The organism is Pseudomonas sp. NFX71, from assembly GCF_048079215.1.
In the GTDB taxonomy this organism is placed as follows: domain Bacteria; phylum Pseudomonadota; class Gammaproteobacteria; order Pseudomonadales; family Pseudomonadaceae; genus Aquipseudomonas; species Aquipseudomonas fluorescens_B.
In genome coordinates, this window is sequence record NZ_CP182230.1 from 4,470,594 (window position 1) to 4,495,551 (window position 24,958).

Here is a 24,958-nt window from a genome sequence, read left to right on the forward strand (position 1 = left end):
CCCTCCCAAGGAAACCGTGCCTATGAACCGTAACGATCTGCGTCGCGTCGACATGAACCTGTTGGTGATTTTCGAGGCGTTGATGTTCGAAAAGAACCTGACTCGCGTCGCCGAAAAACTGTTCATGGGGCAACCGGCGGTGAGTGCCGCGTTGGGACGGCTGCGGGATTTGTTCGACGATCCGTTGTTGCTGCGCAACGGTCGCGGTATGGAGCCGACCGGGCGGGCGCTGGCCATTCTCAAGGAGTTGCAGCCGGCGATGGATGTCATTTCCGGAGCGGTCAGCCGGGCGAAGGAATTCGATCCGACGACAAGTTGCGATGTGTTTCGCATTGGTCTGTCGGACGATGCCGAGTTTGGCTTGTTTCCGCCGTTGTTGCGGCAACTGCAGGAAGAGGCACCGGGGATCGTCGTTGTGGTGCGTCGCGCCAACTATCTGCTGATGCCGGCGTTGCTGGCCTCGGGGGAGATTTCTGTGGGGGTGAGTTACACCACGGATTTGCCGGCGAATGCCAAGTGCAAGAAGTTGCGGGACATTCCGTGCAAGGTGCTGCGCGGTGATAAACGGCCGGGAACGCTGTCGCTTGACGAGTACTGCGAACGGCCTCATGCGATGGTGTCGTTCTCGGGTGATTTGAGCGGCAATATCGATCTGGATCTGGCCAAGATCGGGCGGAGTCGGCGGGTGGTGTTGGGGGTGCCGCAGTTCAGTGGGTTGCGGGCGTTGCTGGCCGGGACCGAGATGGTTGCCACTGTGCCGGATTATGCGGCGTGTGCGTTGGTTGAAGGGTGTGGCTTGCGTGCCGAGGATCCGCCGTTTCCGATTGAGGCGGCGCAGTTGTCGATGGCCTGGAGCGGGGTGCATGACAATGATCCGGCGGAGCGGTGGTTGCGGTCTCGGATCAGTGAGTTCATGTCCAGGCCTTTGCCGATTGCGGGTTGAACGTGGCGGCCTTTGGGCCGACCAGGTTCTGGCTGATTGAGTACATATCCATTTCTGCGGTAACGGCGGCTGGCGGTTTCGCCCTTACGGCGACTCACTTTTTTTTCAAACGCCAAAAAAAAGTAAGCAAAAAAAGGCTCGCCCCGAGCGTCCGGCCCCTCGCTGAGGCTCGGCGTTCCTTCGCTCCGGTATTCATCCGGGGACACTGCCCTCCGGTCTGCTTCGCGACGACCTACATGCAGCGTGTTCGACTGCGTCGAACGGCGCTGCGCGCCACTCCCCGGATGAACACCTCCACTCAGCCTCCCGAAGGGGCGGGTGGATCAAGATCAAGAGCGCAAGGCGAGCTAACGCTCGGCCTCGTGGTTTGGTGGGTGGGGGGCGCTGATCCATTGCGTGGGATGGCGGCCTGACAGCCGACCCGATTTCCGCTGATGCCCCCGATCCCTGTGGGAGCTGGCCTGCCGGCGATGGCGGCCTGACAGCCGGCCTGTTCTTGTGGATGTACCGGAATCCCTTTGGGAGCTGGCCTGCCAGCGATGGCGGTATGCCAGTCAATATCACGCTCAATGACCCATCGCATTCGCGGGGGGATGAGCGACGGCATCCAAAAAGAGCACGTACATTCAATTTTCTCCGCCCCCACACCGGCACTATCAAACGAGTTCCCGGCGCATTGACGCCGTTGGTTTTTCATTTGTGCAGGTAACCCATGAACGTTTCGCAATGGGATGAACGGGTCCAGGACGTCGGGCTGTTTTTTTTGCGGGTCAGCGGTGGTCTGTTTTTGCTGTGGGTGCATGGTCTGCCGAAGCTGCTTAACTACAGCGCTCAGCTGCAAGTCATCGAAGACCCTTTTCACCTGGGCGCGAATGTCACGCTGATGATGGCGATTTTTGCCGAGGTGTTGTGTCCGCTGCTGATCATCTTCGGGGTGTTGGTGCGTCTGGCGTGCCTGCCGATTCTGTGTGTGTTGTGGGTCGCGTTGCTGGTTGTGCACCCGCAATGGAGCCTCGATGAAGGGCAGTTCGGCTGGCTGCTGTTGATTCTGTTCACCAGCATTCTTATCGCCGGGCCGGGACGGCTGGCGCTCAATGTCCGATTTGCCGGAGCTTTGCGTTATGCCTGAATCCAATCGTTTCGAAGAAGTCGTGACCCTGGTCATCAAGCATCGGGTCAAGGCCGGTTTTGAAGTGCCCTATGAAGCCTGGTTGCGCAACATCGTCAGCATTGCCGGGCAGCAGGAAGGGCACTTGGGCGTGGATGTGATTCGCGGCAAAAACGCCGGCCTCGACCTGTACACCTGCGTGCTGCGCTTTTGTTCTACCGAAGCGATGCAGCACTGGCTTGATTCGCCGCAACGGCTGCAACTGGTCAACGAAGCCACGCCGATGCTGGCGGACGGCGACCAGACCGAGGTCAACCCGGTCAATGAGTTCTGGTTCGCGCCCCAGGCTGAAACCGGTTCGCCGCCGCCGCGCTGGAAGCAGGCGGTGGTGACGTTGTTGGTGATTCTGCCGCACACCTTGCTGGTGCCGCTGATCTGGGGTCCGCTGCTGCGGCTCAACGCATTTTTGTCCAATTACGTGGTCGCCACGTTCCTGATCACGCTGACCATCGTCGTCTCGGTGGTGTACCTGTTCATGCCGATGGCGACGCGGTTGTTCGCGCCTTGGCTGTCCTCTTCCACTCAGCCCAAGGAAACGCGATGAACGCCGATCTGATTCTATTCAATGGCCAATTTCATACCGTTGACCGTCAAAACCCGCTCGCCAGTGCCGTGGCCATCAGCGACGGTCGCTTCGTCGCGGTCGGTACCGACGCCGAAGCCATGGCCCTGCGCGGCTCCGGCACCCAGGTCATCGACCTCAAGGGTCGCTGCGTTATCCCTGGCCTCAACGACTCGCACTTACACCTTATTCGTGGCGGCTTGAACTACAACCTCGAACTGCGTTGGGAAGGTGTGCCGTCAGTGGTCGATGCCTTGCGCATGCTCAAGGATCAGGCTGACCGCACGCCGACGCCACAATGGGTACGGGTGGTCGGTGGCTGGAACGAATTCCAGTTCGCCGAAAAGCGCATGCCGACCCTGGAAGAACTCAACCAGGCCGCGCCGGATACGCCGGTGTTCGTGCTGCATCTGTATGACCGTGCCTTGCTCAACCGCGCTGCCTTGCGCGTGGCCGGTTACACCCGTAACACGCCGAACCCGCCGGGTGGCGAGATCGTGCGCGACAGCAACGGCGAGCCGACCGGCATGCTGGTCGCGCGACCGAACGCGATGATTTTGTACTCGACCCTGGCCAAAGGGCCGAAGCTGCCGCTGGAATATCAGGTCAACTCGACCCGGCAATTCATGCGCGAACTCAACCGTCTCGGCCTGACCAGCGCCATCGACGCCGGCGGTGGTTTCCAGAATTATCCGGACGATTACCAGGTGATCGAGCAGTTGGCGAAGGACCAGCAACTGACCATCCGCATTGCCTACAACCTGTTCACCCAGAAACCCAAGGAAGAACTGGCCGACTTCAAGAACTGGACCAGCAGCGTCACCCTGCACCAGGGAGACGATTACCTGCGGCACAACGGCGCCGGGGAAATGCTGGTGTTCTCCGCGGCGGATTTCGAGGACTTCCTCGAGCCGCGTCCGGACTTGCCGCAAACCATGGAAGACGAGCTGGAGCCAGTGGTGCGCCACTTGGTGGAGCAGCGCTGGCCGTTCCGTTTGCACGCTACGTACAACGAATCCATCAGCCGCATGCTCGACGTGTTCGAGAAGGTCAACCGCGACATTCCGTTCAACGGCTTGCCATGGTTTTTCGATCACGCCGAAACCATCACTCCACAGAATATCGAGCGGGTGAGGGCGTTGGGCGGCGGCATTGCGATTCAGGATCGCATGGCGTTCCAGGGCGAATATTTTGTCGAGCGTTACGGCGCCAAGGCGGCCGAAGCGACGCCGCCGATCAAGCGCATGCTGGCCGAAGGTGTACCGGTCGGCGCCGGCACCGACGCGACGCGAGTGTCCAGTTACAACCCCTGGACCTCGTTGTACTGGATGGTCAGCGGTCGAACCGTCGGTGGCCTGGAGCTGCACGCCGAGGGACTGTCCCGTCAAACCGCGCTGGAACTGTTCACCCACGGCAGCGCCTGGTTCTCTTCCGAGCAGGGCAAGAAAGGCATGATCAAGGTCGGCCAACTGGCTGACGTCGCGGCCCTGAGCGCAGATTTTTTCAGTGTCGACGAAGAAGCGATCAAGTGGATCGAATCGGTGTTGACCGTGGTCGGCGGCAAGGTGGTGTACGCCGCCGGTGATTTCGAAAAACTCGGCCCGGCCAGTGTGCCGGTGCTGCCGGACTGGTCGCCGGTGGTGAAGGTGCCGGGTCATTGGCGCCCGACGTCGCCGATGCAGGCGCAGGTTCACCATTGCAGCGGGCCGTGCGGCGTGCATGCCCACAGCCATGAAAAGGCGCGTTTGTCGAATGCGCCGGTCAGCGATTTCGCGGGTTTCTGGGGCGCCTTTGGCTGCTCGTGCTTTGCGTTCTGACGATCACAAGAAAGCGCCGATGCAGCGGTGTCGGCGCCTGATGTAACACCCATCCATCGAGGAGCTTCACATGAGCAACGTTCCGTACAAACGCCTGAACAAAGACGATGCGGTTGTCCTGTTGGTCGACCATCAGACCGGTCTGATCTCGCTGGTTCAGGACTTCTCGCCGAACGAATTCAAGAACAACGTGTTGGCCCTGGGTGACGTGGCCAAGTTCTTCAAACTGCCGACCATCCTCACCACCAGCTTCGAAAACGGCCCGAACGGCCCGATGGTTCCGGAATTGAAAGAGCAGTTCCCGGACGCACCGTACATCCCGCGTCCAGGCCAGATCAACGCCTGGGACAACGAAGACTTCGTCAAGGCCGTCAAAGCCACTGGCCGCAAGCAACTGATCATCGCCGGTGTGGTGACTGACGTTTGCGTGACCTTCCCGACGCTGTCGGCGCTGGCCGAAGGGTTTGAAGTGTTCGTGGTGACCGACGCTTCGGGCACCTTCAACGAAACCGTGCAACAGGCCGCCTGGGCGCGCATGGCGGCGGCCGGTGCTCAACTGGTCAACTGGTTCTCGGTGGCGTGCGAGCTGCAGGGCGACTGGCGCAACGACATGGAAGGCCTGGCGAACCTGCTGTCGCCGCGCATTCCAAACTACCGCAATCTGATGAACAGCTATTCGGTGCTCACCTCGAAGTAAGCCGACCGGCCATGAAAAATACCCGCCAATGTGCGGGTATTTTTTTGTCTCAATGAGCCCCTTCTGTGGCGAGGGAGCTTGCTCCCGCTTGAGTGCGAAGCACTCATAAAACAGGGGGCGCTTCGCAGCCCGGCGGGAGCAAGCTCCCTCGCCACAAAAAGGCCCCTCGATACAGTCAGGCTTGTTGGCGTTTCTGCAGCCAGCTCAGGAATCCGCCTTTCTTGATTTGCACCGGTTTGGCCAGCAACGCCAACCGGCTGTTTTGCTGCCTTACCGCCTGTAACTTGTTCAACGCCCGACCCACTTCAACCCGTTGTTCCATGCAGCTACGGGTCAGGGATTTGTCGATCCGGTAAATGATGCACGAGGTCAGCGTGGTGAACGTCGCCTGTGACGGCGTATCGGTAAGGATGCTCTGTTCGCCCATCACTTCGCTCGGCCCCATGCGACCGGCTTCGGTTTGCCCTGTACCGTCGGGAACGGTGGCGCTGACCACACCCGTGGCAATGACCATCAGACTGTCCGGCACTTCACCCAACGCCAGCACCACCTGACCGGCCGCGTACTGCTGCGCAACCATCGACTGCGCCATCTGATCGCGTTCCTCTTCACTCAAGGAACGGAAAACTTTCACCTCATCCAGCAACGCCCGTGCGCGGGTTGTCGGTTCGATCACGCCGTCGAGCTGACGGGAAATGCCCGCCGCTTCGAGGTGCCGATGGGCCAGGTCGAACAGTTGATTACGCACTTCGCTTTTCTTGCCAAGCTCGGCGATGAAGCCGCTGGCCACGTATTCGGACATGGTTTCGCCAGCCTCTTTCAGCACCGCTTTCGGTGCCGGGTTGAGTAACAACTGGCTGCTGCCCTGAAGCGTACGATCCAGTGCATCCAGGACCCGACGCGGGCGAATGTGGTTGGGCACCTGAATGCTGATCGACACACCATGCATGTTGTTCGGCCGGCTCAGGTTGACGATTTTCGCCTTGGCCGCCACCGAGTTCGGCACCACCGCCGTACTGCCGGCGCTGGTCAGCATGTGGGTAGCGCGCCAGTCGATGTCGAGCACTTTGCCCTCGACGCCGTCGATCATGATCCAGTCATCCACCTGATACGGCTTGGTGGTGTTGAGCACGATCCCGGAAAACACGTCGCTCAAGGTGCTTTGCAAGGCCAGGCCGACGACGATTGCCACCACCCCGGACGTTGCCAGCAAACCTTTCACAGGCAGTTCCAACACGTAGCCGGCCGCCGCGACGATGGCGATCAGAAACACCAGTGCGCCGATGACGTCCTGCAGCAAGCGACCGCTGTGACCGATGCGGCGCATCAGCACCAGGCCGATGACTTCGGTGAGCACCCGGGCGGCGTACAACCACCAGAGAATCCCCAGTGCCGTGGCACCCAGTTGCACCACGCGGTCATCTGCAAACAGCGGCGCCTGCAAGGGGCTGACGCCGGCATTGATGATGAGCGCGCTGAACATCACGAACAGGGCAAGGCGCACACCGACCCGTGTGACGCGATGCTTGAACGGCGCGAGGTGCCAGAGCACGGCGTCGATGACCAGCAGCAGGACGCTCCAGGAGAGCAGATGACCGAGAAGTAAGGACATGGGACAACTCCGGCGGGAATGAGGGTGTTGATCGCAGGCAAACTAATTGTGGCGAGGGAGCTTGCTCCCGCTGGGCGGCGAAGCGGCCCCAAAATCTTCGCAACAATGCAAGTTTTGTGAGTGCTGCGCACTCAAGCGGGAGCAAGCTCCCTCGCCACAAAAGCAGCTTCGCCACACATTTTTGTGTGGCGAAGGCTGTGGACTCAGTTCAGATGCGTCTTGAGTTCCAATGCTGCCTGACGCACCGCCGCTTTCACTTCCGGAATCTGGCTCAGCGGATTGAGCAAACCGAAGTCGTGAATCATCCCGTTGTAGCGCACCGCCGTGACCGGTACCCCGGCTGCGTCGAGGTGGCGGGCATAGGCTTCGCCTTCGTCACGCAACACGTCGAATTCGGCGGTCTGCACCAACGCTGCCGGCAAGCCTTTGAGCTGTTCGGCATTGGCCTGCAACGGTGAGGCATGGATCTGCGCACGCTCGGCCTGGTCGGTGATGTAGTTGTCCCAGAACCAGTTCATCATGCCTTTGGTCAGGAAGTGGCCCTCGGCAAATTGCTGGTACGAGCCGGTATCGAACTGTGCGTTGGTCACCGGCCACATCAACAGCTGGAAGCGCAGTGCCGGGGCTTTCTGTTCCTTGGCCATCAACGCCACGACCGCCGCCATGTTGCCGCCGACACTGTTGCCGGCTACGGCGAGGCGCTTGCCATCGACGCCGATGTCCTTGCCATGTTCAGCCACCCAGCGGGTCGCGGCGTAGGCCTGGTTGATCGCGGTCGGGTAGTGCGCTTCCGGTGACGGCGTGTAATCGACATACACCGCAACGGCGCCGGAGCCGACCACCAGGTCGTGGATCAGACGCTGGTGAGTCGGGTAATCGCCCAACACCCAACCGCCACCGTGGAAGAACATGAACACCGGCAACTCACCTTTGACCTTGGCCGGCCGTACGATTTTCAGGTTGATGGTTTGACCATCGACCTTGATCGCACGATCGCTGACGTCCACACCCGACAGATCAACCTTCACCGAGTTTTGCGCACCGGTGAGCACCGCACGGGCGTCTTTCGGACTCAGTTGCTCGAGCGGCTTGCCACCACCGGCAGCGAGGGCTTCGAGGAAGGCTTGGGTGTTGTGTTCGACGCCGGGGCTGCCAGCGGCAAAAGCGTTGCCGACGGAGAGGGCGAGGAGGGACGCGGTCAGGGCTTTTTTGACGAGGTTCATGAGGAAATCCTTTTTAATTGATTAGAGGTTGGTCACCTAAGGTTCGGGTTGCTGCTGCGCCGGGATCCAGGCCTCAGCAACACCGTGGACACAGATTAATGGGATGCCGAAAAGGGAAAAAGCAGCTATAAAGCGTTTAACTGTCAACCAGAGTGTGACAATGAACCCGTTCGAAGATATGCGTATTTTTTGCCAGGTCATGGACTCCGGCAGCTTCACCGCTGCGGCCGATCAGTTGGGACTGTCCAAACAGTTCGTCAGCCGGCGTTTGATGCAACTGGAAGAGCGCCTCGGCGTAAGGCTGCTTAACCGTTCCACACGACGGCTGGACGTCACGCCGCTGGGCCAGAGTTACTACGAGTCCGCGTTGCGCCTGCTCGGCGAAGTCGAACAGGTCGAGCAGGGCATCGCCGGCCAGACCACTGAACCGCGCGGCACCATTCGCGTGAGTGCGCCGTTGTCGTTTGCGCTGGCGCATCTGGGCTGCCTGCTACCGTTGTTCTTGCAGCGCTATCGCGATGTCACGGTGGAAGTGGACTTGAGCGATCGCCCGGTGGATTTGCTCGGCGAGGGTTACGACCTGGCGTTGCGCATCGGCACCCTCGAAGACTCGACGCTGATCGCCCGACGCATCGCGTCCATCCAGCGGGTGTATTGCGCCAGCCCGGCTTACCTGGCCGAGCGTGGTACGCCGCTCAAACCTGAAGACTTGCACGCGCATGACTGCCTGCCGTACGGCCACGGGCGTCAGGTGCAATGGCGTTTTGAAGGGCAGGGCAAGCCGCTGGCGGTCAATGTCACCGGGCGGATGCGCGTCAATAACGGGGAGTTGCTCAAGGATGCGGCCATTGCCGGGATGGGGGTTACTTACCTGCCGACGTTTATTGTCGGGGCGGCATTGAAGGATGGACGGCTGGTGCCGGTGCTGGATGAGTTTCGCCCGGAGCCGCTGACGTTGTCGGCGGTGTATCCGCAGCATCGCCAGAGTTCGCGACCGGTGCAGGCGTTGGTCGAGTTTTTGCGTGAGCGGCTGGATCAGACCGAGGGTGGATTGTAGAGGGAGGGTTCGCACACTCCCTGTGGGAGCCGGGCATGCCCGGCTCCCACAGGGATTTGTGGTGAACCTTTTCTCAATGGCGGTCAGGACCTTTTGTCATCCCCCGGCTCGCCACCGACATGCACACCATGGTCATCGCCGATCTCGCCAGCACGATGAACTCCATGGTCATCACCAATTTCACCGGAGCGGTGAACGCCGTGGTCATCGCCAATTTCGCCGGCATGATGAACGCCACGGTTATGGCCAATTTCACCCGCGTGATGAACGCCGTGATCGTCTCCCGGCTCGGCATGGGTGCCATTGCGGCCGGATGAGGCCGTATTGCCAGAGTGTCCCGAACCATGATCACTGCCGCTGTGACCGTTGCCGCTGTTGCCGCTGTTGCCGCCGCTGCCGCTTCCACCATGGCCGCCGCTGTTGCCGCCGCCCCCGCTTCCGCCGTGGCCACCGCCAGAGCCGCCGTGGCCACCGCCACCGCTGCCGCCACCACCGCCACCACCACCACTGCCGCCGCCACCTCCACTCCCGCCGTCCTTGGCCTGTGCGCTCGATACTCCGGACAGGCTGTCCGGAATCAATACGGTCGACGCCGACAAAATTGCGCCAATCGCTACCGCCAGTAAAAGCTTGTTGATGTGCATGTCGTTCTCCGTCTTCTTATTCAGATTGGAGCGTTGATGAACAATGCAACGTGCTGCTCGATTCAGTGGGTGAACACCGCAACGTCCAGATTTATTCAGTTGCACCGTCGACGAGCGATGAGCGGTACAACCCGGTCCTGCCCCCGGGGCTAGTGAATGCTTGAGGCCAGCTCGAAAATCGGGATGTACATCAGGATCACGATGACCCCGATCAGCAGACCGATGAAGGTCATGAGCAAGGGTTCAAACAACCGCACGAACCATTCGATCCAGCGGCTGATTTCTTCGTCGTAGAAATCGGCGCTGCGCTCCATCATCTGCCCGAGGTTGCCGGACTGCTCGCCGGCGCGCAGCAAGCGCAGGGATACCGGAGTGACAAGGTGATTGAGCTCCAGCGCGGCGGACAGCGATTGGCCTTCGCGCACCCGTTCGCAGGCCTGGTCGAGGCGCACGCGGGAGGCGACGGTGAGCAGGCCGCGGACCATGCCCATGGCCGTGACAAGGGGGATGCCGCCCTGCAGCAGAATCCCCAGCGAGCGGTAGAAGCGCGCCAGTTCGTACATGAAGATGCGTTGATGGACCGCCGGGAGTTTTTCGATCACCCGGTCCACACCCCGGCGAAAGGCCGGTTGGCGCTGGAGGAAGGCGAGGGCGACGACGATTGCCGCCAATGTGCCGAAGAATTCGCCCTGATGAGCATGCAGGAACATTCCGCTGCTCATCAGCACTTGCGACAGCCACGGCAGGTTGTTGCCCAGCCCTTCGAACACCAGGCTGAAGCGCGGCACCACATAGCCCATCAGAAACAACACCACGCCACCGCCCACCACCAGCAACAGCATGGGGTAGATCGACGCGCTGACGATCTTCTGTCGAACCTCGTCCATGCGCTGGCGATAGCTGACGTAACGGCCCAGGGCATCGCCCACGGCGCCGGTCTTCTCGCTGGACTGCACCAGCGCAACATAGAGAGGAGGGAACACTGCCGACAACTGAGCCAACGCCTGGGAAAACGATTTGCCCTCGTACAGCAGGCGCACCAGTTCGCTCAAGGTCTTGCGGGCCTGTGGCGCGGTTTCTTTTTCCGCGAGACTTTCCAGCGCATCGATCAACGGCAGGCCCGCATTGAGCAACGTGGTCAGTTCCTGGCTGAACAACACCAGGTTGAAGGTCTCGCGCTTGTGCAATCGCAACGCGCGCCAATGGCGCTCGGCGTGCAGGCTGACCACTCGCAGCCCCTGGTCCTCGACCATGCGCCGGGCTTCGCTGTCGCCTTGGGCCTCGATGGTCATCGCGACCACGCCAGCCTTGCCGACCGCCTTGAGATGAAAGCGCATGGTCGCCTCCCGTCATTGCCAACTGGTGACTTCGGCGTTTTCGCCTTCACCGCCGGGCTGGCCGTCCTTGCCCATGGACAGCAAATCGTATTCGCCGTTTTCGCCGGGGTAGCGATAGGTGTAGTTACGGCCCCAAGGATCCTGCGGCAATTTTTTCTGCAGGTACGGGCCGGTCCAACGGGTCTCGTCGCTGGGCGCGGTGACCAGCGCCTGCAACCCCTGTTCGGTCGATGGGTAATGACCGACCTCCAGACGGTACAAATCCAGCGCTTTGCCCAGGCCTTCGATTTGCGCCTTGGCCACCTTCACTTCGGAGCGACCCAACTGGGCGAAATACTTCGGCGCGACGATGCCGGCCAATAACCCGAGCACCACCAGCACCACCAACAGTTCGAGCAGGGTGAACCCGCGCTGGGCTCGCGGTGAACAGTGAAGCGGGGCACAACACAGACGCTGATTCATGATGACCTCACACAGTCGGCAGAAGGGTCGCCATACCGCTCATGCAATTGCCATGCTCACCATCGGACTACCTTCTGCAACCCCTGAATTACCGGCCTTCGCGCATTCGGCACAGTGCTTGCGTACGGCTGGTTCACTACCGGCCATTGGGGCATTAGCCCCATTTTTCGGGGCCGGTCAGGGGAGACAAAAAATGAAAACACTCACCACTGGACTGCTCGGCTGTGTGCTGCTGGCAGGTACAGCTCAGGCTGATGTGTTCGTTTCCGTGGACAGCAAGGGCAGCTACGTTTTGTCCAATGTCCACCGTCCCGGTCGTACCTATGAACGGGTGATTCACGAGCCTGAATCGTCACTGGTCAGCTTCGATCAACAGCCGCAGATGATTGCCCGGCAACCCTATGCCGAGCTGGTGTCGGCAGCCGCCACGGCCAATGAATTGCCGGCGGCGCTGTTGCATGCAGTGATCCAGGCCGAGTCCGCCTACGACGCCCGTGCGCGGTCGGCCAAAGGGGCGGGAGGGCTGATGCAATTGATGCCCGAGACCGCCCGGGAGATGGGCGTGACCAACGTCTACGACCCCAAGGCCAACATCCAGGGCGGGGCCAAATACCTCAAGCGCCTGATGACCCTGTTCGACAACGACATCGCCCTCGCCGTGGCGGCCTACAACGCCGGCCCGCAAGCGGTGCTGAGCCGTGGCGGGGTGATTCCGCCGTTCGCCGAAACCCAGCGTTATGTGCCGAGCGTGCTGCGCCAATATCGCCGCTTGCAGGGCCTGGCCGTGGATGCGCCGCTGTGATTGGCGAACGTGGGGAACCTTGCCCCAACACTGGGGCATGGTGGCCCCGGCGGGAAAGTGGGGAATGGGTGGGGAATATCCCCCGAGTTATCAAGTCGTTTATGTAACCTGATGAAAAACAACAACAATATTTATGGCATGCGGATTGCTCAAGGGGATTTGTCGAGAATTATTCCCTGTGAGCACCCACAGCGAGGCCCGCGATCATGACCGGCATGCACCACGCTCCGTCCTTGTTAAAAATGCTGCTGTTGATGGCGTCTATGCTGGGCGTCGAGATGGCCGAAGCCGCCTTGCGCTGCGAGCGCAATCTGGTGGCGAATGTCGTGGCGCTGGATCAGCCGCTGATGTTCAACCGCCTCGGCGCACAGAACGCCAACGGCATGATGTTCGCCCTGCGTCGAGACGTGGTCGATGACCATGACATGTCCCTGGCCCACGGCGGTGCGGCCGTACCGGGCAAAGTCTCGCTGCGGCCCGACAAGCGTCCGCGCCCTTTGGTGCTGCGGGTGGCTGCCGGTGATTGCCTGACCATCAATCTGCAGAACCTGCTTGCCTACCAGGCCAATCCCGGCAGCCACGACAACGGGGAGGAGGGCGAGATTGAGGGAGAGGTGAACATCGGCGCTGCAGAGAACTTCAAAGTCGATGAGCAGGTCACCGACCGCCACGTCGGCTTCCAGGTCAACGGGATGCAGGCAGTCAACAGCATCGATGACATCGCGTCCTTTACCGGACGCAATGCCAACACCTTGATCCCGCCGGGTGCAACCCGCTCCTACACCTTGTACGCCGAGCGCGAAGGTGCCTTCGCCGCCAGCAGCCGCGGTGCAACGTTCGGTGGCGAGGGCGATGCGGGCAACGTCGCCAACGGCCTGTTCGGCCAAGTGGTGGTGGTGCCCAAGGGCGGCCGCACCTATCGCAATACCGTGACCGAAGAGGAAATGCGCCTGGCCAGCAGCGGTCGCACCCCGGCCGGTCAACCCATTGTCGATTACCAGGCTCGCTACCCGCAGCGCGAACCGTGGATTCGTGAAGGCAAGGCCGGCACGCCGATCATCAGCATGGTCGACGGCAATGAAATCATCTCCAGCGAAAGCGATGCGATCGTGATGGGCAGCAACGCCGACGGCAGCTTCCCGCCGTCGACCTATCCGCTGGAAGCCATTGGCAAGCGCAACCCGGCGCTGCCCAACCGGCTGGAACCGTTCCGCGATTTCGCTTCGCAGTTCCAGGATGAGACCGCTGCGACCCAGGCATTCCCCGCCTATTGGGCAGACCCGGTCATGGCTCACGTGCTGGAGCCGACCCGCGACTCGTTCATGATCAACTACGGCTCCGGCGGCATGGGCGCCGAGGTGGTCGCCAACCGACTGGGCGTCGGGCCGATGCACGACTGCCTGTCCTGTGCCTATGAAGAATTTTTCCTCAGTTCCCACACCGTCGGCGACGTAGCGATGCTGGTGGACGTACCGGCCAACGCCGGTCTGGAAGGCATTCTCCCCGGTCAAGTGCCGAGCGCCGATCAGGTCGGGGTCAAGGCGACCATGGCGCTGTATCCGTCCGAGCCGTCCAACGTCAACCACAGCTACATCGGCGACTTCGTCAAATTCCGCAACACCCACAACGGTCACGAGCAGCACATCTTCCACCTGCACGGTCATCAGTGGCTGTTCAACCCCAACGATGACAACTCCGACTATGTGGATGCCCAAGGCATCGGTCCGGGGGCCGGCTACACCTATGAAATCGCCAACGGCGGTTCGGGCAACCGCAACCGTGTTGCGGGCGATGCGATCTATCACTGCCACTTCTACCCGCACTTCGCCCAGGGCATGTGGAGCATGTGGCGAGTGCACGACGTGTTTGAAGAGGGCACCAAACTGGAAGTTTCCCAGCAAGGCGCCGACGGTTTTCACAGCGAACCTTACGCACTGCGCAGCGGCAAACCGGCCGCTGGTGCCCGGGCTTTGCCCGATGGCGAGATCGTTGCCGGGACACCGATTCCAGCGGTCGTGCCGTTGCCGGGCAAAGCCATGGCGCCGATGCCGGGCAAAGTCGCGGTGGTGCCTAAAATCGGCGAGACCCTCGTCGCCGGCAATGACGACGATGATGAAGACGACGGTGAACACCATGGCGGCAACGGTGGCCCGCAAGCCATCGGTTCCCTGGCACTGGTGGATCGCAGCGAGGCCAACCGCAATGCCGACGGCAGCCTGAAAAACCCGGGTTATCCATTCTGGATCGGTGGCATGGAAAGCTCGGTCGGCCAACGTCCGCCGACCCCACCGCTGGACATGCTCGACGCCACCAAGGCGCAGGCCTTGAAGACCAGTGGCAATGCCTTGTGGGCGAATCTCGACCCGGCTCAGTCCGGTGGTTGGGATGGCGGTCTGGGGCGTCACTCCCTCGACGGGTTCTCTGCCGGTGGCGTGGCGCACACCGTGACCACATCCCTGGATTTCTCCAAGGAGGTGACCCGCGCCAAACCGATTTACATGCCGGAAGAGGGCACCGAAGTCGAACAGGCTGCCATGGCCTTCCACGCCAAAAAAGACCACCCGAGCTTTGCCCTACTGCCCGGCAACCAAATCGTTGCGCGCAACTTCCGCACCAACGGCGCCTTGCCGATGGCGGGTGCGCCTTACTACGAACCGTGCATGGACGACCGGCAAAAACGCCTGACCAGCAGCGCCGGCACTGGCGAGTTCAATAGCGGCGAGCGAATCGACGGCATGTCCTACACCGGTGCCTCGACCTTCACCGCCGACCGCCCACGCGTCTACAAAGCGGCAAACATCCAGTTCGACGCGGTCTACAACAAGGTCGGCTACCACTTCCCGCAGGCGCGCATCCTGGCGCTGTGGGAAGACGCCTGGCCGGTGATCACCAAGCAGCGTCCGCCAGAACCGCTGGTGATGCGCATGAACACCTTCGACTGCGTCCAGTACCAGCAAACCAACCTGGTGCCGGCCATCTATGAGATGGATGACTATCAGGTGCGCACGCCGACCGACGTGATCGGCCAGCACATTCACCTGCCGAAGTGGGACCTGACGGCCGCCGACGGCTCGGCCAACGGCTGGAACTACGAAGACGGCGTGCTTTCCCCCGGTGCTGTGCAGGAGCGTATCCACGCCATTCGCGAGTTCAACCAATGCACGGGCAGCGACCCGCGTGAGGGCACACCTGCCTGTCCGAAGGCTAAAAACCACCCATACTTCGGTCAGTTCGGCCGGGCTGACTGGGTCGGTGCGCGCACGGCGATGCAGCGCTGGTTTGTCGATCCGGTGGTGAACGCCAAAGGGGTCGACCGTGGGCTGGGGACCATCTTCACCCACGACCACCTCGGCCCATCGACTCACCAACAGATTGGACTGTACGCCACCGTGCTGGCTGAACCGGCCGGTTCCACCTGGTTCCACGCCGAAACCGGCGAGCCGTTGTACAGCGGCGCGCGGCAGGATGGCGGGCCGACGTCGTGGCAAGCGGTGGTGTCCACCGGCGACCTGGACGGCGATGGCAAGAACGACAGTTTCCGCGAGTTCTTCCTCGAATACAGCGACTTCCAGCACGCCTATGAAGCCGGTGTGTACGTCGGCGCCGGCCCGAATGGCGTGCCGAACCCGCAAGCGTTCCCGGCCACCGCGGACAGTTTCCGCTACGCGATCAACCCGCCGGTGCGCAAGGAAGCCGAGACGCTGCTTGAGCAGGTGGTCGAAGCCCGTGGGGGCTTGATGCCAGGCTGTCCAAGCCGGCCTTGCCCACAAGCCATCTCGGTCGATGACCCGGGCATGTTTGTGGTCAATTACCGCAACGAACCACTGGCCCTGCGAGTGTATGACCCGAACAAGGTCGGCCCGGACGGCAAGCGCGGCATGCAGGCGGACGGCCTCGGTGGCGACCTGGCGTATGCCATGCAAAGCCGCACCGACCGTGCGATCCCGGCGATGAACCTGGCACCGGACCTGATTACCGCTGCCACCGGCCCGACCGGCGGCACCACTCAGTTCCCGCCGCACATCAACCGTGGCGGCGCCGAACCGGGCGATCCGTTTACCCCAATGCTGCGCACCTACACCGGTGACAACGTGCGGCTGCGGGTGCATGCCGGTGGCCACGAAGAAGAGCACAACGTGACCCTGCACGGCGTGAAGTGGCTGCAAAGCGGCTCGGGATTTGGCAACAGCTCCAACTCCGGCTGGCGCTCGTCGCAGATGATCGGGATCTCCGAGCAGATGGGCTTCATCGCGCCCGTCTCGATGCTCTCCAGTTCGGCGGCGACCACAGGTGATTACCTGTACTCGATGGACGCTTCTCTGGAAGGCTATTGGAGCGGGATCTGGGGCGTGATGCGCAACTACACGGCCCAGCGCAGCGATCTGTTCGCGCTGCCGAACAACCCGAAACCGGCCGGGATGCGCAACACAGTGGCGTTCGAAGGTTCCTGCCCACGGTACAGCGCCAACCCCAACGGCATCGGTACACGGCCAACTGTGCAACGCAAGTATGAAGTGGTCGCGGCACTGGCGAACGATATTCTCGGCAACCCGCTGGGCCTGACCATCGGCGATCCGGCCGGGCTCGCTCAACACGTCGGTGGGGCGTTGAACCCGGCAGGCGGCACCCTGGTGTTCAACTCACGCCCAGTGAGCATTCCTCAGGTGACAGTGAACGACCCCGAAGACGGAACGACCTTCACCATCGGCGGGCAAAACGGGCCGTTGCATGACCCGACGGCAATCCTCTATGTGCGCAAGGGCGACCTTGACCCGATCACCGGAAAGCTCAACCCCGGTGTGCCTGTCGAACCGCTGGTGCTGCGCGCGACGGCAGGGGACTGCATCAACATCACCCTGGAAAACCGTCTGCCCCTGGTCATGCCAGACCTGACCCAGACGGCGTCGGTGATGGGCATGGTCAAGCGAGACCGCAACAATGGCGAAGGCTCTACCACCTTCAGCAACAACCTGATGCGGCCGTCCAGCCATGTCGGTCTGCACGCGCAGCTGTTGGCGTACGACATCACCAAGTCCGACGGCACCAACGTCGGCACCAACCCGATCCAGACCGTGCCACCACGCGTCGGCACCGTTGGTGCGTACCCGACGCGTACCTATCAGTACTACGCCGGGCACCTGGAACGTGAAGGCAAGCCGATCACGCAGCTGGGTCGCAGTGTCGACAACATCAACGCTACGGCAGTGGAATTTGGCGGGTTGAATTTCACTCCGGCAGATGTGATCAAGCAGCCGCAAAAAGGCCTGGGAGGTGCAATGAGCGTCCTGCCGGTCGGCGCCACCTGGGTTGAGGATGCGCGCAAGGTGAACGCGACCGTCACTGCGCCCGCACAGACTACCTACCGCGACTTTGCGATGGTCTGGCAGAAGGCATTGAATATGCGCTGGGCCAATGGGCGTCCGGTGGAAGGCATTGCCTCGGAGGCCGGGGTACCGACCGATCCGCAGGACAATTCCAGCATGGCCATCAACTACAAGACCGAGCCGATGTGGTTCCGCTTCGGCCTGCCACCGGATGCGCCGTTCGGTCACGCCGACGGCCATGGTTATGGTGACGTGCCCAACGCCCACATGGCCTACAGCAATGCGCTGGTGGGGGGCGATCCGCAGACACCGGTGCTGTATGTGAAACCGGGGCAACCGTTCCGCACGCACATCCTGATGCCTACCGGTGGCAGCCGCGGCACGACCTTCCAGCTCGACGGGCACGTCTGGTCGGTCAACCCGTTCCAGTCGGAGAAGAGCGACACCGGGGGTTACCCGATGAGTTCGCCGGGCGTGGGTTCGGTGCGGTTCGGCTACAACCCGATGTCGATGTACATCGGCGCCCACGAAAGCATCCTGCCAGCGGCGCACTTCAGCTTCATGCACCCGAGCGCCGGGGGCAGCAACGCGATACCGGGCGATTACCTGTTCCGCGATTACGCCGCCTACGGCAACACCGCCGGGTTGTGGGGATTGCTGCGAGTGACCAACGAACCCGAACCGGCACCGACGCCGTAGTTGCGAGACATAGTGTGGCAAGGGAGCAAGCTCCCTCGCCACAGGACCGGTGTGACGCGTAACTGAGGGGAGATGCGTTATGAATAGAACAATCAAGGTCGCCAGCGGTGTGTTGATTGTCGCAATAGCGCTGGTCTGGCTCGGCGTCTGGCGCACGACACCGCAGACCCTGCTCACCGAAGTGGCGCTGCCGGACACCTGGAGTGGCCAGACGCTGCAGCGCGATGGTGTGTCGGTCGCGCTGGAAGTACGGCCATTGGCCGAGGACGGCGTGTTGCGCGAAGGCGAATTTGCCGACGTACGCTTCCGGGTCAGTGACAGTGCGTCGGGTCAACCGCTGTCGGGCGTCAATCCCGGTGCCTGGCTGGACCCGGAAACCGTCGCCGCCGATCAGGCCCAGGGCCGGGAGCAGAGCTGCAAATCCCGGGTCGGGGTCTTCCTCAAATCCAGCATCGGCGCGCGGCCGCTGCTCGACCTCAACAGTTATTTCCTTTTGGTGATGAACCGCGACGCCAGCGTTTCGGTGGTCGATCCTTCGGTTTCGGTGGGTGGCATCACCAGCACCATGGCGCGCATCGACCTCAAGCAACCGCCAATGGATTGGGTCACCACCCGAGACAACAAACGTGTGTTCATCTCCATGCCCACTGCCGGCGAAGTGGCGGTGATCGACAGCGAGCAATTCAAGTTGATCGACTCGGTCACCGCCGGCAGCCACCCGGTGCGCGTGGCATTGCAACCGGACGAGCGCCTGCTGTGGGTCGGCAATAACGCATCGAAGGCTGAGGAGTCCGGGGTCACGGTGATCGACCCCCAGAGCCTGAAGGCCCTGAAGCACCTGGCCACTGGTAGCGGGCACCACGAAATTGCCTTCAGCACGGACAGCCGTTTCGCCTTCGTCAGCAACCGTGACGACGGAACGCTGAGCATCATCGACATCGCCAGCCTGACAATCAGCAAAAAACTTCAAACCGGCTCCAACCCGCTGTCGGTGGTCTATTCGCCGCTGTCCCAGGCGGTGTATGTCGCTGACGGCAAGGACGGCACCGTCACCGTCGTAGATGGCGCCAGCCTTGATGTGCGCCGGGTGATCAAAACCAGGCAGGGCCTGGGCCCGATGGGTTTCAGCGCAGACGGTCGTTTTGGCATCGTGCTCAACACGCTGGAGAACCAGGCTGCCGTGATCGACGCCGGCACCGACGCGCTGATCCATGAGCTGGACGTATCCGCCGAACCCTACCAGGTGGTGTTCACCAAGGCCTACGCCTACGTGCGCGGCCTGGCCTCGGCCAAAGTCACCATGATCAACCTGTCGTCGCTGGGCGAGGGCCGCGTGCCGATCAGCCAAGGCTTCGAAGCCGGGCCGCAGGCGCCACGACTGGCCGGCGATTTGCCCCTGGCTTCGAGTCTCGCGGTGTCGCGTGATGACAACGCAGTGTTCGTGGTCAATCCGGTGGACAACACCACTTATTTCTACGCCGAAGGCATGAACGCGCCGATGTCCGGTTACCCCAATCGCGGGCAGGTGGCGCGGGCGGCCCTGGTCATCGACCGCAGCCTGCGCGAAGTCGAGCCGGGGCTGTACAGCGCGCGTATCAGGCTGCCAGACGCAGGCCGGTTCGATGTGGCGTTTCTGCTGAATCAGCCAAACATCATCCACTGCTTCACCGCACTGGTAGAGCCGGATACACGCCTTGCCAAGCTCCCCGGCGCACCGACAGTCGAATTCATGCTCGACACGTCCACCGCTGTCCTCGACCGTCCTTACACCGTGCGCTTCCGCATCGTTCAAGGCCAGCAGAAGGCACAGCGCAGTGGCCTGAAGGATGTTCAGGTGCGCTACTTCCGCGCCCCAACTTCGCGCGCCCGGGCAGTCGCCGCCCTTGAGATCGGCAACGGGGTCTATGAAGCGCCAGTGAACCTCGACCAGCAGGGCGCCTGGTACCTGCATGTGCGCGCCGCATCCCTGGGCGCGAGTTTCGACAACAAGACTTTTGCCAGCGTTCGGGTCCTGCCCGGCGATGCCCACTGAAGAGGAAATCGACATGAACCGATTCGCACACCGTGGACTGCTGACGTTCTGCCTGTTGGCCGCCGGTATCGGGCAAGCCCTGGCACACTCGGCGGATGAACACGCCGGTCACGACATGCCGGCCAAAGACGCCAGCTCGGAAAGTGCCCAGGTCAAATTCGCCGACGTGGCGCTGGTGGACCAGAACGGTCAGCCGGTGCGTCTGGAAAAAGACCTGGTGGACAACAAAATCGTGGTCATGAGTTTCATCTACACCAGCTGCACCACGGTGTGCCCGGTGGTGTCGTCGATCATGGGCAAAGTGCAGAAACAGCTGGGTGCGCGGGTGGGCGCCGAGGTGCAACTGGTGTCGATCAGCATCGACCCGCAGCGCGATGACGCCAAGCGTCTGAACGACTACGCCCGCGCCTTCCAGAACGGTCCGGGCTGGAGCTGGCTGACCGGCAGTTCGCAATCGATCAACGCCACCCTCAAGGGCCTCGGCAACTTCAGCGGTGACTTCAAAAACCATCAACCGCTGATCCTCGTCGGCGACGGCAATAGCCGCCACTGGACGCGCTATTACGGCTTCACCGACCCGGTCGTGCTGACCCGTGAAGTGGAAAAACTCAGCGGCCAGCGCAACGCGCACGCCAAGCACACCGCCATCGCCATGGAGCATCAGCCATGAGAACCCTCGACTGGGTCACCCTGATGGTGTGCTTCTGGATTTTCAGCGCGATGGCGTTCGCCCACGAAGGCCACGAAGAACCTGCGCCTGCGGTGGCTGCCGCACAACCTGCAAGCGGTACGCGGGATGCGAAAACCTGGTTCACCGACACACCGTTGCAGGACCAGAACGGCGAAACCCTGCGTTTCTACAGCGATGCCTTGCAAAACCGCGTCGTGCTGCTGAACGTGATTTTCACCCGTTGCGATGATGCCTGCCCGCTGATCACCCGCAAGCTCAAGGAAGTGCGTGAGTTGCTGGGCGACAAGGCGGACGGCATCACCTTTATCTCCCTTACCAGTGATCCGCTGCGGGACACCCCGGCGGTACTCAAGGCTTACACCTTGAAACAGGGCGTCGATGGGCCCCACTGGCTTTTTCTCACCGGTGACAAGGCGCAAATGGACCTGGTGCTCGGACGCATCGGTCAGATCGTGCCGACCCCCGAGCAACATTCCACCCAACTGATCGTGGGTGACGTGGCCAACAAGCGCTGGAGCAAAATTCGTCCCGATGCCCCGGCCGCCGCCATTGCCCAGCGCTTGCAGTTGCTGACAATGCCTGTGGCCGGCCGCTGAGCCTGCGCCATGAAAACAGCCCTTATCCTTGGCTTGCTGCTGATCGGTGGCGTGCATTTCGCTGCCGGCGCGTTGCCCTTGAACCCCAACGAAAGTGCCGGGAAGCGGCTGTATCGCGAGGGCGTGTCCAACAGCGGTGAGCCGATCATGGCGCGGGTCGGGGCGGCGGGCATGATGCTGCCGGCCACCAGCCTGCCGTGCGCCAATTGTCACGGCACCGATGGCCTGGGCCGTCCCGAAGGCGGGGTGCGACCGCCTGACCTGAGCTGGTCGCGGCTGACCAGCACCTACGGCCAGCAGCAGATCAATGGGCGCAATTATCCGGCGTACACCGAAGGCACGTTGGCGCGGGCGATCCAGGAAGGGCGCGATCCCGGCAACAATCGTCTCGACCCGGCGATGCCACGGTTCGTGCTGTCGATGAATGATCAGCGCAACCTTACGGCCTACCTCAAACGCCTGGCCGATGAGCGCGATCCTGGCCTGACGCCGGACAGCCTGCATCTGGGCACGCTGTTGCCCAGCCAGGGAGCGTTGGCCGAGGAGGGTGCGACGGTGGCGGCGGTGCTCAACGGCAGCGTGGCGCGAATCAACCAGGCCGGCGGGATTCATGGCCGGCAGTTGCGCCTGACCATCCTCGATCCGGGCCCGGACCGTGCCAGTGCCGAGCAGGCGCTGGACCGGCTGATCGAGCAGGAACAAGTGTTCGCCCTGATCGCGCCACTGGTGCCGGCACTCGACACGCAATTGGTCACACGCCTGGAACGGGCCGGCATTCCGCTGATCGGCCCGCTTTCCCTGCAAGGCACGGCCCAGAGCAGTCGGCAAATTTTCGAACCACTGCCGGGCTTGCGTGAACAACTGATCGCCCTGGCCGATTACGCCACCGGCAGCTTGCGTGTGCTTCAGGGACCGACGCTCATCACCTATCCGGATGAGCCCGGCCAGCGACTGGCGGCGCAGAACCTCAGCCGGTATCTGCAAGATCGCGCCTGGCAAAAAGTCAGTCTGCAAGCCTACGAGCCGATGCAAGACGAACTGCCGCTGGGCTCGCGCTCGGTGTTTTACCTGGGCAGCGGCGGTGGTTTCAGCCGCCTTGCCGAACGCTTGCAGACAGCAGGGCAGGTGCCTTACCTGTTTGCCACGTCGAATCAGGTGGCCGGCGACCTGTTGCAGGTGCCCAGCGGTTTTTCCCGCCGGGTGTTCCTGTCCTATCCGTTCGTGCCCAGTGACTGGACGCTGGCCGGGCGCCTGGCCCTGACCCAGGTGCGTGAGCAGCAGGGGCTCGGCGGCCAGCATGCGGTGCTGCAAGTCGGCGCGTTCAGCTCGATGCTGTTGCTCAGCGAAGGCATGAAACAGGCCGGGCGTGACGCCAGCCGCGAAAAGCTGATCAATGCGCTGGAAGGCCTGCATGACTTCGATACCGGGCTGACCCCGCTGATCAGCTTCGGCCCGGGCCGACGCCTGGGGTTGAGCGGCGCGCATATCGTCACCGTGGACCTGCCCGACCAGCGCTTCTACCTGGTTGCCCCTTACAAACCGATTGCCGCGACACCCTGACCGGAGGCCTCGATCATGAAGCTCAAGACTCTGCTGATCCTGATATCGATGTGGGTGCCCGTGGCATTCGCCAGCAACGGCCCGGCTGCCGCGCGGGTCAATGGCGAGGAAATTTCCGAGTTCCGCCTCGAGCGTTATTTCGCCGAGTATCTGGAGGATCAGGGCCGGGCGCTGGGCAGCATTCGCAATCCCAAGGCTTACAAGCAATTGCGCCAGAAGGCGCTGGACGCGTTGATCGACCGTGAAGTGCTGTGGCAGGAAGCGCTCAAGCGCGGGGTGGTGATCAGCGACGCCACGGTGCAACGCCAGGTTGAACAGACCCGGCAAGCCATCGGCGGTGCCGAAAAATTTGCTCGTCGCCTGGAAGACGCCGGTTTCGACGAAGCCGGTTTTGCCGAATACACCCGCCGTGAGCTCGCGGCGCAGCAGGTGTTTGCCGAGCTGACCCAAGTGAGCGGGCCGGACGAAAAGCAGGTCCGCGCGTTTTACGAAGAACACCGTGCCGAAATGACTCGGCCCGAAGAAGTGCAGGCGCGGCACATCCTGATCAAAGTGCCTCAGGGCGCCGATACCACCACAGTCGAAGCGGCGCGGCTACGCTTAGTGGAGATGCAAGTGAAAATCAGCCAGGGCGCCGACTTTGCCGACGTGGCACGGATCGGGTCCGAGGATGCTTCCGCAAGCCAAGGCGGAAACCTGGGCTATTTTCCTCGTGGGCGTATGCTGCCTGAGTTCGAAGCGGCAGCTTTTGCCCTGGCGTCCGGCGGGGTCAGCGAGCCTGTTCGCACACCGCTGGGCTGGCACTTGATTAGTGTGCAGAACCACTTGGAGGCGGCCGATGTCTCAGAGCAACAGGGACTTGACTGGGTTCGGGCCTACCTTGTCCGGCAGCAACAGGCCCGTGTTCGTCTTGAGGTTCTGGCACAGCTTAGATCGCGCCATCGAATCGAACGGATTGACGATGATTGAAGGTTCCCCCCCAATAATGGGGAAAAGCTTCAACGCACATTCGTACGCTTCCCCGCCTTTGGGGGACGGGGTGTCTGAGCGAAAAGGCTTTTCCATGGAAATCAACTACATGCAGCGGTAATACAACCGCCACTCAGCCTGGCATGAAGTGTGCGTTAGCCTCAGTAAGGCGCGCACTCTGCCAGGTTCGGAAATCGGACCTGCGGTTCAAGGAGTCCACCTTGTTGAACAAAGTACTGGTTGTCGAAGACGAACAGCTGCTTGCACAAAACCTCAAGGATTACCTTCAGGCGCAAGCGCTGGACGTCCGGATTGCACATGACGGTGCGACGGGAATCGGCGAAGCCGAACAGTTTGCACCCGATGTGATGGTGTTCGATTACCGCTTGCCCGATATGGAAGGCTTTGAGGTGCTCGATGCCGTCCGCCAGAACAGGAACTGTCATTTTGTGCTGATTACCGGGCACCCAACCGCTGAAGTCTGTGAGCGGGCCCGGCAACTGGGAGTCAGCCATATCCTGTTCAAACCGTTTCCATTGGCGGAACTGGCCCGTGCAGTCTGTGACCTTCTGGGAATGGAGCGCGAACCCAAAGCCGGCGTGAGCACATGCGAAGGTTTTGTCGAACGACGCCAGAGCAGGACCGAGAGTTTCCCGCTGCAGTTGTACGACGGCAGTTGGGTGCTGGCGGATCGTCGACGAAGTTCATCGACCTCCATGGCACCGGACGACGAACAATTGCTCACCGGGGAGTAGTGGCGCGA

At 61.9% G+C, this 24,958-nt stretch carries 19 protein-coding genes; 14 read left to right on the forward strand and 5 right to left on the reverse strand.

The features are described from left to right. The first annotated feature begins 22 nt into the window (after window positions 1-22). From ACM1ZW_RS20990 to ycaC, 5 genes are all read left to right on the forward strand, one after another. Window positions 23-943 (forward strand): LysR substrate-binding domain-containing protein, encoded by a 921-nt coding sequence (locus ACM1ZW_RS20990; protein ID WP_416739262.1) that lies wholly within the window; start codon window positions 23-25, stop codon window positions 941-943. Window positions 944-1,655: 712 nt separating this feature from the next. After that, a complete protein-coding gene (locus tag ACM1ZW_RS20995) occupies window positions 1,656-2,072 on the forward strand; it encodes a DoxX family protein (RefSeq protein WP_017337932.1) in 417 nt (138 codons plus the stop codon). Then, a complete protein-coding gene (locus tag ACM1ZW_RS21000) occupies window positions 2,065-2,655 on the forward strand; it encodes an antibiotic biosynthesis monooxygenase (protein ID WP_416739263.1) in 591 nt (196 codons plus the stop codon). The genes ACM1ZW_RS20995 and ACM1ZW_RS21000 overlap by 8 nt, the downstream gene beginning before the upstream one ends. Beyond that, window positions 2,652-4,490 (forward strand): amidohydrolase, encoded by a 1,839-nt coding sequence (locus ACM1ZW_RS21005; RefSeq protein WP_416739264.1) that lies wholly within the window; start codon window positions 2,652-2,654, stop codon window positions 4,488-4,490. The genes ACM1ZW_RS21000 and ACM1ZW_RS21005 overlap by 4 nt, the downstream gene beginning before the upstream one ends. Before the next feature lie 70 nt (window positions 4,491-4,560). Then, on the forward strand, window positions 4,561-5,187 hold the full coding sequence (ycaC, locus tag ACM1ZW_RS21010; protein ID WP_008032694.1) for an isochorismate family cysteine hydrolase YcaC: 627 nt from the start codon (window positions 4,561-4,563) through the stop codon (window positions 5,185-5,187). Between the two features lie 175 nt (window positions 5,188-5,362). Here ycaC and ACM1ZW_RS21015 read toward each other — a convergent pair whose 3' ends face one another. Together ACM1ZW_RS21015 and ACM1ZW_RS21020 are read right to left on the reverse strand one after the other, a co-directional pair. Then, window positions 5,363-6,799 (reverse strand): mechanosensitive ion channel family protein, encoded by a 1,437-nt coding sequence (locus tag ACM1ZW_RS21015; RefSeq protein ID WP_017337935.1) that lies wholly within the window; start codon window positions 6,797-6,799, stop codon window positions 5,363-5,365. Between the two features lie 203 nt (window positions 6,800-7,002). Then, window positions 7,003-8,022: an alpha/beta hydrolase gene (locus ACM1ZW_RS21020; protein ID WP_416739265.1), complete on the reverse strand. Its 1,020-nt coding sequence runs from the start codon at window positions 8,020-8,022 to the stop codon at window positions 7,003-7,005. A gap of 160 nt (window positions 8,023-8,182) precedes the next feature. Between ACM1ZW_RS21020 and ACM1ZW_RS21025 the strand changes: the two genes are divergently transcribed. Continuing rightward, window positions 8,183-9,079, forward strand: a complete 897-nt coding sequence (locus ACM1ZW_RS21025; RefSeq protein ID WP_017337937.1) for a LysR family transcriptional regulator — start codon at window positions 8,183-8,185, stop codon at window positions 9,077-9,079. 83 nt (window positions 9,080-9,162) lie between these two features. On the opposite strand, the gene ACM1ZW_RS21030 is transcribed toward ACM1ZW_RS21025, so the two are convergent. The 3 genes from ACM1ZW_RS21030 to gspG all read right to left on the reverse strand — a co-directional run bounded on the left by ACM1ZW_RS21030 (window position 9,163) and on the right by gspG (window position 11,522). Continuing rightward, window positions 9,163-9,723 (reverse strand): hypothetical protein, encoded by a 561-nt coding sequence (locus tag ACM1ZW_RS21030; protein WP_416739266.1) that lies wholly within the window; start codon window positions 9,721-9,723, stop codon window positions 9,163-9,165. A 149-nt stretch (window positions 9,724-9,872) separates the two neighbouring features. Next, on the reverse strand, window positions 9,873-11,060 hold the full coding sequence (locus ACM1ZW_RS21035; protein WP_017337939.1) for a type II secretion system F family protein: 1,188 nt from the start codon (window positions 11,058-11,060) through the stop codon (window positions 9,873-9,875). Window positions 11,061-11,072: 12 nt separating this feature from the next. Next, entirely contained in the window at window positions 11,073-11,522 is a 450-nt protein-coding gene (gene gspG / locus ACM1ZW_RS21040; protein ID WP_017337940.1) for a type II secretion system major pseudopilin GspG, read from the reverse strand. A gap of 193 nt (window positions 11,523-11,715) precedes the next feature. Between gspG and ACM1ZW_RS21045 the strand changes: the two genes are divergently transcribed. From ACM1ZW_RS21045 to ACM1ZW_RS21080, 8 genes are all read left to right on the forward strand, one after another. After that, window positions 11,716-12,324: a lytic transglycosylase domain-containing protein gene (locus ACM1ZW_RS21045; RefSeq protein ID WP_017337941.1), complete on the forward strand. Its 609-nt coding sequence runs from the start codon at window positions 11,716-11,718 to the stop codon at window positions 12,322-12,324. A gap of 206 nt (window positions 12,325-12,530) precedes the next feature. Then, on the forward strand, window positions 12,531-18,347 hold the full coding sequence (gene mnxG, locus ACM1ZW_RS21050) for a manganese-oxidizing multicopper oxidase MnxG (protein ID WP_416739267.1): 5,817 nt from the start codon (window positions 12,531-12,533) through the stop codon (window positions 18,345-18,347). A 79-nt stretch (window positions 18,348-18,426) separates the two neighbouring features. Continuing rightward, window positions 18,427-20,379 (forward strand): YncE family protein, encoded by a 1,953-nt coding sequence (locus ACM1ZW_RS21055; RefSeq protein ID WP_416739268.1) that lies wholly within the window; start codon window positions 18,427-18,429, stop codon window positions 20,377-20,379. A 13-nt stretch (window positions 20,380-20,392) separates the two neighbouring features. Beyond that, window positions 20,393-21,049: an SCO family protein gene (locus ACM1ZW_RS21060; protein WP_017337944.1), complete on the forward strand. Its 657-nt coding sequence runs from the start codon at window positions 20,393-20,395 to the stop codon at window positions 21,047-21,049. Continuing rightward, window positions 21,046-21,666 (forward strand): SCO family protein, encoded by a 621-nt coding sequence (locus ACM1ZW_RS21065; protein WP_414878863.1) that lies wholly within the window; start codon window positions 21,046-21,048, stop codon window positions 21,664-21,666. The genes ACM1ZW_RS21060 and ACM1ZW_RS21065 overlap by 4 nt, the downstream gene beginning before the upstream one ends. A gap of 9 nt (window positions 21,667-21,675) precedes the next feature. After that, window positions 21,676-23,226, forward strand: coding sequence for an ABC transporter substrate-binding protein (locus ACM1ZW_RS21070; RefSeq protein WP_416739269.1), 1,551 nt, complete (start codon window positions 21,676-21,678; stop codon window positions 23,224-23,226). A gap of 15 nt (window positions 23,227-23,241) precedes the next feature. Next, complete coding sequence (locus ACM1ZW_RS21075) at window positions 23,242-24,195, forward strand: peptidylprolyl isomerase (protein WP_416739270.1); 954 nt, start codon at window positions 23,242-23,244, stop codon at window positions 24,193-24,195. A 221-nt stretch (window positions 24,196-24,416) separates the two neighbouring features. Continuing rightward, window positions 24,417-24,950 carry a response regulator gene (locus ACM1ZW_RS21080; protein ID WP_017337948.1) on the forward strand — a complete coding sequence of 178 codons (534 nt, stop codon included), beginning with the start codon at window positions 24,417-24,419 and terminating at the stop codon, window positions 24,948-24,950. The last annotated feature ends 8 nt before the right edge of the window (window positions 24,951-24,958 follow it).